The sequence below is a fragment of the Paenibacillus glucanolyticus NBRC 15330 genome (assembly GCF_004000885.1).
GTDB lineage: Bacteria > Bacillota > Bacilli > Paenibacillales > Paenibacillaceae > Paenibacillus_AQ > Paenibacillus_AQ glucanolyticus.
This window is the reverse complement of the sequence record NZ_BIMC01000010.1, coordinates 1-16,041: the sequence shown is the minus strand read 5'-3', so window position 1 is coordinate 16,041 and position 16,041 is coordinate 1. Positions and strand designations below refer to the sequence as shown.

Below are 16,041 nucleotides of genomic sequence, written 5' to 3'. Positions count from 1 at the left end.
TGAATCTATCTTGAAATCCTATATATTGAAGCGAATATTCATCATGATTCCGGTTCTGATCGGGATGACCATCATCGTGTTCTCTATCATTCATGCCATTCCGGGCGATCCCGCGGAGACCATTCTGGGACAAAAGGCGACGGAACAGTCCAAGGAGGCTCTTCGTGAGCAGCTGGGACTTCATAATCCGTGGTATCAGCAGTATTTCTCCTATATCGGAGATTTGCTGCAGGGAGACCTTGGGCAATCCATCCGTACCAGGGTGCCGATTGCCGAAGAAATCACGCCGTATTTGGCAGCAACCGCTGAATTAACGTTTGCCGCCATGGCTTTTGCCATCTTTTTCGGCGTCAATGCGGGAATCATCAGCGCCTGGAAGCACAATTCATGGTTTGATTACATTAGTATGCTGGTCGCATTGATCGGGGTTTCGATGCCCATCTTTTGGCTTGGATTGATGGAGCAGTGGATATTTTCCTTGGAACTGCACTGGCTGCCTTCGATCGGTCGGATGAATCAGCGTGATCCGGTAGAAGCCGTTACGAATTTGTACTTGCTTGACAGTATCATTGCCGGACGCTTCGATCAATTGTGGACGGTAGTCAAACATCTGATACTGCCCAGCGTGGCGCTGGGCACCATCCCGATGGCGGTTATCGCCAGGATGACGCGATCGAGCATGCTGGAGGTCATGAATTCCGATTTTGTCCGCACGGCTAAAGCCAAAGGACTGTCCCAATTTTTCGTTGTTTACAAGCATGCGCTCAAGAATGCCTTCATCCCTGTGCTTACGGTTATCGGCCTGCAGACGGGCGCCTTGCTTGGGGGAGCGGTATTAACGGAGACCATCTTCGCATGGCCTGGTGTCGGCCGCTATATTTATGAAGCGATCAGCTCACGGGATTACCCGGTTATTCAGTCCGGGATTCTGATCATCGCTTTTATATTCGTTGTCATCAATCTGATTGTGGATTTGCTGTATGCAGCAGTCGATCCGCGCATCCGCTACCGGTAGGAGGGAAGCTATGCCACAGATTACAACACACCTGAACGACAGCTCTGCCATTCCTTCCGAGAAGGTTTCCGGACCTTGGCGTAATGCGTGGAGAGCTTTCCGCAAGAACAAAATCGCGATGGCTGGACTGTTCATGATTCTGTTCTTCATTGTCATCGCACTGCTCGCGCCATTAATCGCGCCCTATGATTATAAAGCGCAGGAGCTTGCCGACCGGTTAAAACCTCCGTCAGCTGAGCATTGGTTTGGAACCGATGATCTGGGACGGGATTTGCTCAGCCGGGTGCTGCACGGAACGCGCATCTCATTGTGGGTCGGTACATTTTCCGTGCTTGGCTCTATCATTCTGGGAACGCTGCTCGGTATTCTGGCAGGCTTTTACGGCAAGTGGATAGATATGATCATCTCGCGTTTCTTTGATATTTTGTTGGCGTTTCCGAGTATCTTGCTGGCGATAGCCATCGTAGCCATCCTGGGCCCTTCGCTGCAAAATGCGTTATATGCCATTGCCATCGTCAACATACCGACCTATGGCCGATTGGTTCGCGCCAAAGTCCTCAGCTTGAAGAACGAGGAGTACATCAGCGCTGCGCAGGCCATCGGGATGAAGAACAGCGGAATTCTGAGACATCATATTCTGCCGAATAGTCTGACTCCAATCATCGTGCAAGGAACGCTGGGCATCGCGACGGCCATTATCGAAGCGGCTGCGCTCGGATTTTTGGGCCTTGGCGCCCAGCCTCCCGCTCCGGAATGGGGAAAGATGCTGTCTGATTCGCGTCAGTTTATCGCAACGGCCCCGTGGACGGTGATTTTTCCCGGAGTTTCGATCATGCTGACGGTACTCGCCTTCAACCTGATGGGGGACGGTCTGCGCGATGCTCTGGATCCGCGAATGAAAAGTTAATATACGACAACAGCAATACGACTGAATCACAGGAATGACGCTTTCGTCACGTTTATATGAAGAATCAAGAATAAAGGCAGCCGATGATCGGCTGCCTTTTTCAATGCGACTCCTATAGGAAGCATGCTCTAATCCGTATATACGGAAGCATTAAAGCATTCTGGTCCTGTTCTGCCCATATCCAGCACAAGTGCAGTCACATACATGGTATATACCAGAAGACCTGTTGGGGGAGGGGGTACATTATAGTCTGCAGCGACAAAGGAGACACTTTGGCTTTGGACCTGGGAAGGCTGATATTGTACATAAGTGGTATGGATAATCGGATCCGTTGTTAAATAGCCTCGCATGACATCAATTTGAATAATCGGAGCAAATATATCTTCGCTTAGTATATAGAAGCCGACTTGCCCAAGAAGCTGAGTACGGATGATACCGTTTGTATCGGCAGGCACATTCAAGCCCACTTGACCGACCATGACGGGGGTGTCCACCACGAAACGTTCCGTGGAGCCTGGGAATGCTATGGGCCAGTGATTGGAGGTCCGTGCATCTAAAAATTTTGTCAACGCTAGCTTCACCACCTGTTCTATTAAGTCTGTCCCTTGCTAGTAGTATATGATGTTTTGTTATGATGGCTTGGACGAACATCTTGTAATAGGAGATGGATGTCGTGATTTTATATATGAATTGTCGCATAGTTATACTAAAAAAAAATGGTCAGATATGATACCTTATATGTGGAGTCAAGACCTCATTAAATGTATGGGGCAGGGCTCTATAATTATGCTTCTTATAAAAACTCATGAAAGTGATGGTGATGATACATGTCAAAAGTTTATCGCATTGGTATTATCGGCTGTGGCGGAATCGCAAACGGAAAACATCTGCCCAGCTTAAGCAGATTGAATAGTGTGGAGCTTGCAGCGTTTTGCGATATCGTCAAAGATCGGGCTGAAGAGGCTGCTGGCAAATATGGCAGCGAGGAAGCAAAAGTATATAGCGATTACACGGAGCTGCTAAAGGATTCTACCCTTGATATCATTCATGTGCTTACCCCTAATGATTCGCATGCGGAAATTTCCATTGCTGCGCTTGAGGCCGGAAAGCATGTTATGTGCGAGAAGCCGATGGCCAAAACGGCTGCGGATGCCAAACTGATGATGGAAACGGCTCAGCGTACGGGCAAGAAACTGACGATCGGATACAACAATCGGTTCCGTGAAGACAGTCTTTATCTTAAAGAGGTGTGCGAAGCCGGAGAGCTCGGTCATATTTATTATGCCAAGGCACATGCGGTACGGAGAAGAGCTGTTCCGACCTGGGGCGTATTTTTGGATGAGGAAAAACAAGGCGGAGGGCCGCTGATCGATATCGGTACGCACGCGCTGGATTTGACGCTCTGGATGATGGATAATTACAAGCCGAAAATCGTACTCGGTACTACATATCATGAATTGTCCCGTAAGGAGAATGCGGCAAATGCTTGGGGACCGTGGGATCCCGAGAAATTTACGGTCGAAGATTCCGCTTTCGGCATGATTGTAATGGAGAACGGAGCAACCATCATCCTGGAATCAAGCTGGGCGTTAAATACGCTTGATATTGACGAAGCCAAATGTACACTTAGCGGCTCGGAAGGCGGGGCCGATATGAAGAACGGCCTTCGCATTAACGGAGAGAAATTCAGCCGTCTGTACACCAATGAAATTGAGTTGAACTCCGGCGGGGTAGCTTTCTATGACGGTAAGAAGGAACAGGCTCCGGATGTTGAAATGAGAAGATGGATCGAAGCCATTGATCAGGATAAAGACCCTGTCGTTACTCCTGAGCAAGCTTATGTTGTATCACGTATTCTGGAAGCTCTGTACGAATCGGCCCGTCTTGGAAAAGCAGTATACCTGGATTAATCAAATTTATGAATATTTCCATATAGAGATAGGAAGAAGTCCTGAGGAATCAGGGCTTTTTTCTGTTATCACCTAGCTCGATGCTGAGATCCGGCGAATGAGACAGAGCTTAATGGTAATAATAAGCACATTACTCTATGATTGGAGACGGGATGTATGATCTTTATTTACAATGATTACGGGGGGACCCACACAACGTCGTTGGCAGCAGCGTATCATCTAAATAAATTGCCTACGAATCGACAGCTTACAAAAGAAGAAATTCTGGCGGTTGATTATTTCAACAAACTGAAAACCTCGGATATGGGCAAGCTCATTTTTCACGGCCTGGATGAGAACGGGAATCCGGTATACTCGGTTGGGCGGGGATCCTCCAAGGTGGTAGTGGAAGCATTGAAGAACTTGAGCTTAATCCTGCAAGACAAATACCAGAACGATGAGCCTATCATATATTCCAACACGTCCCCAACGGTACCATTCTCCATGACGATGGGCGGACTGTTATCCAGAAGGTTGAAACTGGACGCTCTAGGGGTGCCGTTATTGGTCATGGGTGCGAAGAAATCCTGCAGCAATATTCATGAATTGGTCATCCATACCAAGAAGACCGCAGCTGCGAGATCAGGGACTGAACCCGTCATCGTCATTGACAATAAAGAGTATTCCGCTTAGTTATTTTCGATGGAGAAGCTCTTTATTTTGAATGTATTTGTATAAAATTCTTAGAAGATGACTTTGCTATAATTGGGTCATCTTCTTTTTTTGTCCCCAGGGCCCAATCGTCTGATTACGAGATGACAATTTCTGTTTTATACAATTGGTGGAACGGTTGTCTAATGGCTGATATGCCGCCGAAGCTGTTTTTGATCATTTTCAAGATACGGGTTTTATAGTTGAAGAGAATGGAGCAATGCTAGGTTTCCTTATTGGATTTTTATCCCAAAGCCGAAATGAAGAGGCTTATATTCATTTGTTGGCATCCATCCTGCGCACCGGCAGCGTGGCATCGGACGTCAGCTTTACGAAACGTATTATAATGAAGTGAATAAACGGGGTGTAGAAATTGTTCGCTGTATCACGTCTCCAATCCATACAAGCTCCATCGCTTACCATACCAGAATGGGATTTGTTATTGAAAAAGGAGATAAACGCGTGGAGGGTATCGAAATACATAGCATTGGTTCAATCCAACCGTCTGATAACAGACGGTTTCTTTGTATGTTGGAGAGCGCATGGGAATGTCTTCTGCGATCATCAAGATACGAACCCCTTCTCACGGTTGCATGGGTTGTTTGCCCTGTTTTTTTATCGCGCGCCATTTGGAGGGAGCTATTCCCGTCCAATGTTTGAAGTGGCGGTTGAAGCTGGATATTGTTGCATAGCCTACCTCTTGGGAGATTGACAGTATGCTGCTATCGGTATGGGATAGTAATGCAGAGGCCATCTGCATTCGCACATTGTGCAAGTAATTGAGCGGAGCCATTCCCATGCAAACGCGGAACGTTCGACGAAAATGCGTGACGCTTAAGCTGCAAACTGCCGCCAATTCATGAATATGAATCGGTTCCATGTAATGCTGTGAGATGTACTCCAGCGATTTGGAAATTGTGTTCATGGAATTTCGATCGGCAGCTCCAACTACAGGTGTATCGTCAGCCATCTGATCGATGATTCGGGTAATGAGGGTCATCAGCGTCCAAAGGCACCCTTTGACGGCCGATTCGTAGCCTGATAATTGCTGACTTAGTTCTTTCATGAGATATTCCGTCATTAATGTGATGTCGGGAGCATCGCCCGGACTGATGATATTAGCGAATCCCGCTGGAGCAGGGGCGTTCCATGATCGGGGATGGGCCGTGCCAAGCAGCGCATTCGGATCTAAGAAGCAAAAATCCCATCGGCTCACCTGACTTTTAACACTTTGCGCAAGGTGAAGCTGCCCCGGAAAAATAATGCTCACATCGCCTTTTGAGTAAGGCAGGATCTTGTCCTCTACAAAAAACACGCCTGAGCCTTCGCGGCAGTATCCGACTTCAAGACAATTGTGATAATGAAGATACGTAATATCGGCATCGTTTTGGACATGGTTTCCGATCCAATCCACGGGAAACGTGGGAGGGAGCAAATACGGCTGACCGATAATCTCATAGGAAGATGGTTGTTTCTGCATAGTTTTCAGTCCTTATTGAGCAGAATTGTTATCTTTCATATTATAAACTAGCTTTGAAATCGATTACATATGAAGCGAGAGGAGAAGGTGACATGGCTTATCCTATAGAACCGAAATTGGCTGAGTTATCCGAAAAAATTATGGAGTACGGGCGATTAGCCCATGAACATGGTGCAGATGGCGTTTCCGGCATTTGGCAGGATATTGAACGGGCAATGCAGGAAGCCGCGGAGAAATTGCAAGGTCTGCCTGTTGATGGGAAACTGGCTTCCCAAGAGCCGAATGATCTGCGTGGGATTCAGCTGCTTCGTACGAATGGTCCTCGAAGAATGTGGAAAACATTCAATCAGTCCGAGTATAAAGATAAGCTGGAGGGCGCTATGCTCGCCCGATTCGCCGGATGTACGCTGGGAGCTCCCGTCGAACTATGGGAAGTGGATGAAATGAAGAGTTGGGCCGAGTACATTGGGGATGCCTTTCCACCGCGCAGCTATTGGACCCGGATTAAGAATCCGAACCATCGGCGATATGGGAAGAGCACATTTTATGAATATACGCTTGAAGGCATGAGCGGAGTTCCCGTCGACGATGATATTACGTATACAATTCTGGGGCTGCTGATCGCGGAGGAGCATGGGATTCATTTTACGACGGAGGACGTGGGGAAGAGCTGGGTGAAATATTTGCCGCTTGCATGTACGGCCGAAGAGGTTGCCCTTCGTAACTTGAGGGCAGGCAAGACGGCTATGGAAGCAGCAAGCTTAGAGAATCCGTATTGTCAATGGATCGGTGCAGATATTCGATCCGATCCGTGGGCATACATTGCACCGGGGTTCCCGTCGAAAGCGGCAGAGTACGCGTATCGAGACGCTTATTTGAGCCATCGAAGGAACGGAATTTATGGCGAAATGTTTTTTAGTGCGGCTCAAGCAGCCGCCTTTGCCGTCGATCATCCGGTGGACGCCCTTCGCACTGGACTGACGGAAATTCCTAGCGAATGCAGCCTCTACAAGGATATCGAATGGGCCCTCGCTATAGGTGGAGATATCCGGAATTACACAGAAGCGCGAGAAGCCGTGAACAAGCGCTTTCAAGGCATGTCTCCCGTTCATACGAACAACAATGCATGTTTGACCGTATTCGGTTTAATGATCGGAGGGACGGATGTGTCCAAGGTCATTTCCGAGACGGTGGCAATGGGGCTGGACAATGATTGCACAGCGGCTACCGCAGGGAGCATCGTCGGGGCAATCGTTGGCAAGGAAGGCGTTCCTGTCCATTGGCATGCGCCGTTTTATGATACGGTAACGACTTATATGATTGGTGCGGAGAATTTCAAAATCAGTGATCTCGTGGAGCGATTTACCATCGTGGCAGAGCAGACCTATATCGATTCCAAGCGAGAGATATAAATGGGGAGCCTGCTCCGATATAAAATTGCAGAGTGGTTCAATGTATGCTAAAAACTCCTATTCAATGAAAGTTAACATAGGGCGACCAGTGCCATGAAAATGTGCGCTGGTCGTCTGAAATCTAATGGGGATACGGCGTTTCGAACTCGACGCCGCAAGGGCCGCCATTCGGATTACTGTCCAGATTGACCTCCGTGCCGTCTTCCCGGAACAACGGCCGGTAGAAAGCACCGATCTTGGTTGCCGACGCGTTGGCATAGTGGCAGATAAAGGCACGGCGAAAACGGTTCGATTTGTTGCGGTAAGAGCCATGGATGAGGTTGCCGTTAAAAAAGAGCACATCGCCTTTGTCCATTATGGCGGGGAGGACCGTTTGATCTTTTGGCGGTTTCACGAAATGGGTGGTAAACGACTCGTGCGAATCGGCTTCCTCCGGGCACACAAGGGCATAATTACTTGTTTTCGGAACGACGAGCAAGCCGCCGTTCTCTTCATCAGCCGCGTCGATCGCGGTCCACGCCGCGATACAGTTGCCCGGCTCCACCTGCAGGTAGAAATTATCCTGGTGCAGCGCTTGACCGCGAGAACCGGGAGGTTTGTAATAAAACATGCTTTGAGCTGCGAGCGCGGGCTCGCTGTACAAATCGGCCAATACGTCCATGACAGGCTTGTGCAGCATGTATTTTTTTGCGATTGCATCAAAACGGTGCGGATGCATAACACGCGGATAGCGTTTCAGCGGTTCGATAGCTGTATCATTGAAGACCGGCTCAAAGTGGCCGGGTACGGTCTTTTGGCTGATCTCCTCAAACGTTGCTTCAATTTCAGCCAGTTCCTCCTGCCGGAAGAGCCCTTTTACAATTAAATACCCCTCTGTTTCGAACTTGTGCAGCTGCTCCTCGGTCAATACGTTTAACTTCTCTTGCATCGTAGTCCCTCCGATCAGATGATGGTTTTTCCTGTTGACAATAGAATAAGGTCTGCTTATCTTGAGAGGAAGTATGATATCTGCTTAAAAGTACCGGGATTCTGCTATTTGAGGAATCGGGGAGGAGAGGTTCATGAGAAACGAACGGGCTGTCATATCGTTGGAAAGTACCGGAACAATATTCGGCGACCATTTCGAACAAGACGAAACTTATCGCCTGCGTCGACCTCAAGGGATGCGGGACTGGCTGCTTGTTTATACGCTGCATGGAGAGGGCTACTTTCGCACGCCTGCCGGGGAGAAACGCTGCGGATCCGGGCAACTTGGACTGCTGCGCGCCGGCATCACTCATGAATACGGGACAGTACCAGGGAAGCGCTGGAACTTTCTCTGGATCCATTATCCTGGACTTCCGGAAAACAGGATGCTAAGAAACCAGGAGTTTCTGGTCGAAACCCTGCCCGATGAACGTGTCCGAGGCCGTGTCGAGCAAGCGTTCCGGAATGTGCTGCAAGATTCACTGGACCGCTTAGATTTATGGGAGACGCTGTGTGAGAACGCGCTGCGTGAGATTTTGCTTCTGCTTGCACAGCGCACAAATAAAAGAATGGACCCTAGAGTCGAGCAAACGCTGGGGTTGTTGTCCCGTTCGTTAAAGGAAGATATTCGAATGGATGCCATATCGCGAGAGGTTGGAATCTCGGGGTCCAGGCTGGCACATTTGTTCAAACAAGAAACAGGGTACACCATCGTAGAGCATCTGAATCAAATGAGGGTTCGCCATGCCGCTTTATTGATGACCCATTCCGGCCGGACCGCGAACGAAGCTGCGCAGGATGTCGGCTTTAACAGTTACAATCATTTTGCGGATCAGTTTCGCAAACATTACGGGGTTTCGCCGAGGCAGTATCGCCAGGATTACAAGCCGACATCCATGCTGTAAGCTGAAGTGCAATGCATGAAACGGCTATGCTTATTCGAATGGATGTTACATCGCGAGAGGTCGGAAACTCGGGTCCAGGCGGGAGTACTTGCTCAAATAAGGAAAAGGCTGTCTCCTGCCTGCAAGAGGGCTGTAGAAAAACGCTCTGTACAACTTCCCTTACGAGATGTTAAATTATAAGGATGTCCTACAAATAGAAAGAAGGTATTACGTTGGCACGATCCTTGTATATTGCGCTCATCCTCCTAAGTCTCATATGGGGAGGTTCGTTCTTTTTCATTAAAAGTTTACTGCACGATTTCGGTCCATGGGGGATTGCATTTCTGCGTTCTACCTGCGGATTTCTATTTATTTCGATTATCATGCTGATAATGCGAAAGCCGTTCGACCTGCGAAAAATTAAATGGCTTCCAACCTTCGTAGTCGCCATGATTAATATGGCTCTGCCATGGACATTAATCGGGTTTAGCGAGACTAAGCTAGCCAGCAGCATGGCTTCGGTATTGAATGCAACAACGCCGATATGGACGATGCTTGTAGGGTTACTATTCTTCGGCTCCGTATTCCGGCGGATACAGTGGGTCGGCATGGGAATTGCGCTTGTCGGTCTGATCATTCTGCTGGGCATTCGCCCAGGCTCTTTCATGACCGTCGATTTCATTGGTTTTGCTGCGATGATCGGGGCCACTATGTGTTATGCCGTGGGTTCACAGTTATCCAAGCGATTGCTGGGTGGACTCACGATGTATCAGTTAACGTTCGGAACTCTGCTTGGCGCGATGGTAGGGAGCGGCATCCTTGCCTTTACGACGGAGAGGGTTGACGTGACAAAGATCTTAGAACCTGCCAACATGGGCGCTCTGGTCGGTCTTGGCATCTTCGGGTCAGGTGTCGCATACATCCTGTTCAATTATATGGTGTTAAAAGGAAGTCCGGAATTCGCCACATCCGTCACTTACCTGGTTCCTGCAACGGCGATGATCTGGGGGTATACGCTGCTGGATGAACCTATCGGATGGAACCTTATCATCGGCCTTATTCTCATACTATCCGGGGTGTTCATTACCAACCGCGGGGGGAGCCGATCGAAGGGGAAAGCAGCTGGGATTCCTGGATAAGTAACATCGGTTGATGGGAATACGCAAAAAAGAGCAGATGATCTGCTCTTTTTTTCTGCCCAGCTATGTTGCGAAAAAGGACTTGCAGCGTCCAGGTGTAACCGAGTGCAATCTCATAACTCATTGAAAAAAAGCCAACAGCCACGATATTTACGCGGCTGTTTTATTTATTTCACAAGCTAAGAAATTTACTGTTTCACACCTTCGTCGAAATTTGTCATAACAAATTCAGGCCTAATACAACTAAAGTCACAATTTTTCGATGCTATATTGACTGGAAAATAAATCCTCACTAAAATGTGTTATAACAAATAATCATATACATAAAAAATGTTAGAACAAATTATAAGGAGGGAGGTGATGAATTTCTGAACTGGGAGAGTTCAATTGCATCGAGATTCTCTAGATCTGCTGACATTTGCATTAATCTCCCGAATCTCTGATCTGCAGCAAAAAAGGAGGTCATGACAAGTATGGACGCCCGATTAAACTCGGCATCCCCACACACCGTTCCCAAGCCGAGCAAATGGAAACATGTCAAGAGGCAGCTAAAGCGCAACATCGGGCTGTACATCATCATCTCCCCAGCGGTGCTGTACTTCCTGATCTGGCATTACTGGCCGATGTACGGTGTGCAGATTGCTTTTAAGGATTTTATGCCCGGACTTGGCATCTGGAACAGCCCATGGATCGGTTTCGAGCATTTCGAAAGGCTGTTTGACGCGTATTACTTCTGGACGATTCTCAAGAATACGATTGGCATCAGCTTATACGGCCTGCTGATCGGCATTCCCGCTCCCATCCTGCTAGCTCTCCTGTTCAATGAGATTCGGAGTCGTAAACTCCGCTCATTCGCACAAAGCGTCTCTTATGCTCCGCACTTTATCTCGGTCGTGGTCGCGGTTGGCATTCTGTTCTTTTTCATCTCACCTACGAACGGCGTTTTTAACTCCGTTCTTACATCTTTAGGAAGGGAACCGGTGGATTACCTGGCAGAGCCTTCTAATTTCTGGCATCTGTATGTCTGGTCCGGCATCTGGCAAGGAGTCGGTTGGTCGTCACTCATATACAGCGCAGCCATATCGGGCATCTCCCCAGACCTGTATGAGGCGGCGTACATGGACGGTGCCAGCAAATTTCGGAGAATCTGGCATATCACCATCCCCGGTATTGTGCCAACGATTATGATTCTGTCGATTCTGAGTGCAGGAAGCATCATGAGTGTAGGTTTCGAGAAGATCCTCTTGATGCAAAATCCAATGAATTTGGAAACGTCCGAGGTCATTTCCACTTACATGTACAAAAGCGGGCTTTTGAATACGCAATACAGCTTTTCCGCGGCAGTGGGACTGTTCAATAACGTGATCAACTTTATCATTCTGATCATCGTCAACGCCGTTGCCCGCAAAGCAGGGGAGACCAGCCTATGGTAGGGAAAGATCACCGTGCAAAGAAGGGAGTTTAAGCCGTGCTGCTGAACATCAAACGAACGACAGGGGAAAAGCTGGCGGATATCATCATTCTTATTATGTCGATTATGGTGACCATCGTTATTCTATACCCGCTTATTTTCGTCCTGTTGGCTTCATTCTCCGATCCACGCCAGATTTGGGACAAGCCGCTGCTGCTATATCCGGCAGGTTTCAATCTGGACAGTTATGCCAAAGTGTTCGAGAACAGTGAAATATGGAGGGGATACGCCAATACCATCCTCTACGCATTCGCAGGTACAGCCATCAATATTATGATGACGGTGCTCGGTGCCTACCCTCTGTCGAGAAAGCGTTTTTACGGTAAGGGATTGTTCACGCTGTTGTTCGCTTTTACGATGTTTTTCGGTGGCGGCCTGATTCCTCTGTACCTGGTGAACAAGGAGTTGGGCCTGCTGAATACGATGTGGGCGCTGGTGCTGCCTGGAGCGATTAGTGCTTACAACATGATTATCATGAGGACCTACTTTCAGACCCGTATTCCGGTCGAGCTGGAGGAGAGCGCTTATGTGGACGGATGTAATGACTTTCATATGCTGTATAAAATTGTGCTCCCTTTATCCATGCCGATCATCGCCGTCATGATCCTGTTCTACGGTGTTGGCCATTGGAATTCCTATTTTGACGCCATGATTTATTTGACGGATCGGGACAAATTTCCGCTTCAGCTCATTTTAAGAGAAATTTTAGTTCAGAACGATTTCAAGGAAATGGCCGGAATATCGGTTGGTGCTGAGTACGCAGATCAGATGATGGTGAAGGAAGGTTTGAAATACGCCATCGTTGTTTTGTCCGCCCTGCCGCTGCTTCTGCTGTATCCATTGCTGTCCCGTTTTTTTGAGAAAGGCATCATGGTGGGAGCTATCAAAGGGTAAGGCCGGTACTGAAGCGGGAAAAGCAGTTGGTTTTCCGTCAGGACCTCATAATCGTGGAAAGAGGGTTTGTGGATATGAGAAAAGGGCTGTATCTTCTGCTTGCTATAACAATGATGTTCTCACTGGTGCTTTCCGCCTGCGGCGGCGGTTCAGGAGGAGAGGCAACACCGGAGCCTGCCGGAACGGACGGCGATCCGGGAAGCATTACGTTAAAGATTGTGAAACGCGGATATACCGATGTACATCCTCCAGCCGATCAACTGTGGATGTGGCAAAAATATGAGGAGATTTCCGGAATTCACGTTGAGTTTGAGGAGCTGGCCGGGTCTGCCGTGACGGAAAGGAAAAATGTGATGCTCGGGTCCAATGACCTGCCAGATGCGTTTTATCGCATTGCATTCGGCACGGACGAGCTGATGAAATACGGCAAGCAGGGTTTGTTTATCCCTCTGGAGGAACTGATTGAAGAGCACGCGCCCAATTTGAGCAAGCTGCTCAAGGACAATCCGGACATCAAGGGAGCCATCACCATGTCGGACGGACATATCTATGCGCTGCCTTACGTCGATTTCTCCAAAGCGTTCAATTCCGTTCGCCTGTACGTTAACAAAAGCTGGCTCGATGAAGGAGGGCTGGAAGTTCCGGAGACAACCGCTGAGTTCCGCGAGGCATTGATGAAGATTCGGGAGAAGGACAGCTCACGTCTGGGCTGGGTGCTCGAATCCCAATACTGGACGTTCCTGGAGAGCTTTTTGGCAGGCAGCTTCGGCATGGGAGAAGGCGGAGCCAAAGCGTTTGGCCAATACCTCTACAAGGACGCGGACGGCGCGGTTAAAACAACTTTCAATGATCCGAAGTACAGGGAGCTTTTGCGTTATATGAATGATCTGTATAAGGACGGCTCGCTTGCTCAGCAAAATTTTACGACCGGTTATGATTATGCCAAGTGGTCAACGGACGGCTCTAACAACTTGATTGGCTCCTTCGTGTGGGAAGGGCCGGGTTACATCGGTAAGGATGCAGCAGAAAACTATGTGGGAATCCATGCGCTGGAAGGTCCGAACGGTGATAAGCTGGCAGGCGTGCTCGGCCCTCCGGCCAAGGGTATCTTCGGTTTTGTAATCACGAACAAAAACAAGTATCCCGTTGAAACAATCAAATGGATTGATTATTTCTATGGAGAGGAGGGCATCAATTTTGGCACATTTGGCCTGGAAGGCGAAACCTACGACCTGGTTGATGGCAAACCGAAATACAAGGATGAGATCTTGAACTACAAGGGCGGCGTCCAGCTAGGTGCTTTCCAATATGTTGACAATGTATATGGAGCCTATTATCCATATGTTGAGCCGGACGACAGCTTGCGAATGGCCGCGAGGGGAACGACGGTTGCGGATGAGATCAAGGCGGATCCGGCAGAGCTGGATGTTTTGGCGCCCAAAGAGCTGTGGCCGGATTTTGTACCCACGGATGACGAAGCGAATCAAACAAGCGCGATCCTGACCGACATTAATAAATATATTGAGGAAATGCGGGTAAAGTTTGTCACGGGCAAAGCCAGTCTGGATACCGATTGGGATCATTACGTGAAGACGCTCGACAAGATGGGAGCCCAGAGCTATCTGGATATCAAAAAGGCACAGTATGAACGCTACTCAAACGTAAAATAAAATGAGGTAAGCCGCCCATCCGGAAAGGCTGAATTTCCAGGATGTTAAGGGAGTCGCTTGACCGGATTGGGGAAAGTGGGATAGGACTGATCCTAAGGGCGGTTTACATGCTATTGATGCAAACGATATAATTTGAGTGCGACTAGTCCACAACTGGAAAAAAGATAAAGATGGGATGAGAACCAAGTTGAGCAAAGACAATAAACCGCTGTACAGCGTCATTATGGACGAGCTTAAATCGCAAATTTCATCGGGGCGTTACCTTCCGGAAGCCCAGCTTCCGACAGAGGCTGAACTTAGCACCACCTTCGGCGTGAGCCGTATTACAACAAGAAGAGCGCTCGAGGAGCTGGAGCGGGACGGGTTCATCTACCGAATTAAGGGAAGCGGGAGCTTTGTAAAGTCTCGAACCCGGGGCCCTGAGCAGCGTTCCGATGGAACAGAGAAAATGATCTCGCTTATCCTGCCTTCCGAGGACGAACGTGGTACGATGGGTTATATTCGCGGAGCTTCGGACTGGCTAAACGCGAACGGCTATTATTTGAGCATTCACCAAAGCGATTACGACTCCCAGAAAGAACGCGATCTGCTGGAAATGCTGACCCGAAAGGGCATTGCGGCCATCATTCTGTATCCGAGAAACGATCAGACGAACTACGATATTCTGCATCGGCTTTGCCTTGAAGACTATCCGATCATCACCATTGACAAGTATTTCGACAGCCTTCCCTTAGGAGCGGTAGTATCGGACAATTTCAACGGCTCCTACCAAGCCGTATCTAAATTGATTGAGCTTGGACATCGAAAAATCGCCTTTCTGACCGCGGTCAGCATCGAATCCACCTCTTCCGTGCGCGACCGATATTTCGGATACTGCCAAGCGCTTAAAGACCATGGAATTCCCGTAGACAGCAGATACATCAAGCTGAATATGAAGGGATACCGGGAAAAGATTGGCGTCGAACGATTCTATAATGAGCTGCTGGACTCTTACCGGATGGAAGGAGTGTCTGCGGTTCAGACAGAGAACGATCTGATTGCAGCTAATTTGCTGAATCTTTGTATGGAGAGAGGCATCCGCATTCCGGAGGATATTTCAATTATAGGTTTTGATAACAATCCGGTGACGGAGCATGTCATCATTCCGTTGACCACGGTAGAACAGAATTTTTACGAGATTGGTCGTCAAGCGGCTGAAAACGTGGTGAATTGGCTGGAACGAGGGAAGCAGACGCCGAGCAGGATGCTGGTACCGGTCAAGTTAGTGGAGAGAGGAACAACCGCAGTCGCTCCAAAAGGCAACTCGGTTAAGTAGACGGAAGTTTCACAGCTGATTGCTTGGCGGGATGCGGTCCTGTCAGCAGTCAGTTTTTTTATGTGCGTATGATTAAATATCGGATCCCGGAAGGATATCGCATATGCGGGGAAAACGCATATGCCAAGCATTCCCTTTTGTACTCAGCGCTGCCTTCCTATTTCTTGCTGTTCTCGGTGTGGAACGAACATAACGTATGCCTCTCATGGGATGAGACAGAGGATTGGGCGGATCGTTTGGGGCTTGCAGCGGTTCCCGTTTTATACAAGGGGATATGGAATGAAGATG

16 protein-coding genes are annotated in these 16,041 nt (G+C 48.6%); 13 read left to right on the top strand and 3 right to left on the bottom strand.

Annotation, left to right across the window (positions count from 1 at the left end):
* The first annotated feature begins 10 nt into the window (after positions 1-10).
* Positions 11-1,015, top strand: coding sequence for an ABC transporter permease (locus PGL02S_RS15605; RefSeq protein WP_006210063.1), 1,005 nt, complete (start codon positions 11-13; stop codon positions 1,013-1,015).
* Between the two features lie 10 nt (positions 1,016-1,025).
* On the top strand, positions 1,026-1,922 hold the full coding sequence (nikC, locus tag PGL02S_RS15600; protein WP_006210064.1) for a nickel transporter permease: 897 nt from the start codon (positions 1,026-1,028) through the stop codon (positions 1,920-1,922).
* Positions 1,923-2,050: 128 nt separating this feature from the next.
* On the opposite strand, the gene PGL02S_RS15595 is transcribed toward nikC, so the two are convergent.
* The gene (locus PGL02S_RS15595; protein ID WP_036642658.1) at positions 2,051-2,491 is read right to left on the bottom strand and encodes a hypothetical protein; all 441 of its coding nucleotides are present in this window, start codon (positions 2,489-2,491) and stop codon (positions 2,051-2,053) included.
* A 258-nt stretch (positions 2,492-2,749) separates the two neighbouring features.
* Here PGL02S_RS15595 and PGL02S_RS15590 point away from each other — a divergent pair, with 258 nt between their 5' ends.
* The 3 genes from PGL02S_RS15590 to PGL02S_RS29040 all read left to right on the top strand — a co-directional run bounded on the left by PGL02S_RS15590 (position 2,750) and on the right by PGL02S_RS29040 (position 5,182).
* A complete protein-coding gene (locus PGL02S_RS15590) occupies positions 2,750-3,832 on the top strand; it encodes a Gfo/Idh/MocA family protein (protein ID WP_006210066.1) in 1,083 nt (360 codons plus the stop codon).
* A gap of 156 nt (positions 3,833-3,988) precedes the next feature.
* Complete coding sequence (locus PGL02S_RS15585; RefSeq protein ID WP_006210067.1) at positions 3,989-4,504, top strand: DUF3189 family protein; 516 nt, start codon at positions 3,989-3,991, stop codon at positions 4,502-4,504.
* 306 nt (positions 4,505-4,810) lie between these two features.
* On the top strand, positions 4,811-5,182 hold the full coding sequence (locus PGL02S_RS29040) for a GNAT family N-acetyltransferase (RefSeq protein ID WP_307719597.1): 372 nt from the start codon (positions 4,811-4,813) through the stop codon (positions 5,180-5,182).
* Here PGL02S_RS29040 and PGL02S_RS15575 read toward each other — a convergent pair.
* Positions 5,106-6,002 (bottom strand): AraC family transcriptional regulator, encoded by an 897-nt coding sequence (locus PGL02S_RS15575; RefSeq protein ID WP_036642655.1) that lies wholly within the window; start codon positions 6,000-6,002, stop codon positions 5,106-5,108. The two genes, PGL02S_RS29040 and PGL02S_RS15575, sit on opposite strands and share 77 nt — an antisense overlap.
* A 92-nt stretch (positions 6,003-6,094) precedes the next feature.
* Here PGL02S_RS15575 and PGL02S_RS15570 point away from each other — a divergent pair, with 92 nt between their 5' ends.
* Entirely contained in the window at positions 6,095-7,414 is a 1,320-nt protein-coding gene (locus PGL02S_RS15570; protein ID WP_036642652.1) for an ADP-ribosylglycohydrolase family protein, read from the top strand.
* 121 nt (positions 7,415-7,535) lie between these two features.
* On the opposite strand, the gene PGL02S_RS15565 is transcribed toward PGL02S_RS15570, so the two are convergent.
* A complete protein-coding gene (locus PGL02S_RS15565; protein ID WP_036642649.1) occupies positions 7,536-8,342 on the bottom strand; it encodes a phytanoyl-CoA dioxygenase family protein in 807 nt (268 codons plus the stop codon).
* Positions 8,343-8,475: 133 nt separating this feature from the next.
* Here PGL02S_RS15565 and PGL02S_RS15560 point away from each other — a divergent pair, with 133 nt between their 5' ends.
* The 7 genes from PGL02S_RS15560 to PGL02S_RS15530 all read left to right on the top strand — a co-directional run.
* Entirely contained in the window at positions 8,476-9,285 is an 810-nt protein-coding gene (locus tag PGL02S_RS15560; RefSeq protein WP_036642647.1) for a helix-turn-helix domain-containing protein, read from the top strand.
* Between the two features lie 212 nt (positions 9,286-9,497).
* Positions 9,498-10,403 carry a DMT family transporter gene (locus PGL02S_RS15555; RefSeq protein ID WP_036642645.1) on the top strand — a complete coding sequence of 302 codons (906 nt, stop codon included), beginning with the start codon at positions 9,498-9,500 and terminating at the stop codon, positions 10,401-10,403.
* 473 nt (positions 10,404-10,876) lie between these two features.
* Positions 10,877-11,836 carry an ABC transporter permease gene (locus PGL02S_RS15550; protein WP_036642642.1) on the top strand — a complete coding sequence of 320 codons (960 nt, stop codon included), beginning with the start codon at positions 10,877-10,879 and terminating at the stop codon, positions 11,834-11,836.
* Positions 11,837-11,871: 35 nt separating this feature from the next.
* A complete protein-coding gene (locus PGL02S_RS15545; protein WP_036642640.1) occupies positions 11,872-12,768 on the top strand; it encodes a carbohydrate ABC transporter permease in 897 nt (298 codons plus the stop codon).
* Positions 12,769-12,842: 74 nt separating this feature from the next.
* Positions 12,843-14,438, top strand: a complete 1,596-nt coding sequence (locus PGL02S_RS15540; protein ID WP_036642638.1) for a type 2 periplasmic-binding domain-containing protein — start codon at positions 12,843-12,845, stop codon at positions 14,436-14,438.
* 187 nt (positions 14,439-14,625) lie between these two features.
* The gene (locus tag PGL02S_RS15535; protein ID WP_036642637.1) at positions 14,626-15,753 is read left to right on the top strand and encodes a GntR family transcriptional regulator; all 1,128 of its coding nucleotides are present in this window, start codon (positions 14,626-14,628) and stop codon (positions 15,751-15,753) included.
* 68 nt (positions 15,754-15,821) lie between these two features.
* On the top strand, positions 15,822-16,041 hold a 220-nt coding region (locus tag PGL02S_RS15530), incomplete at its 3' end, for an RNA ligase family protein (protein ID WP_255308642.1).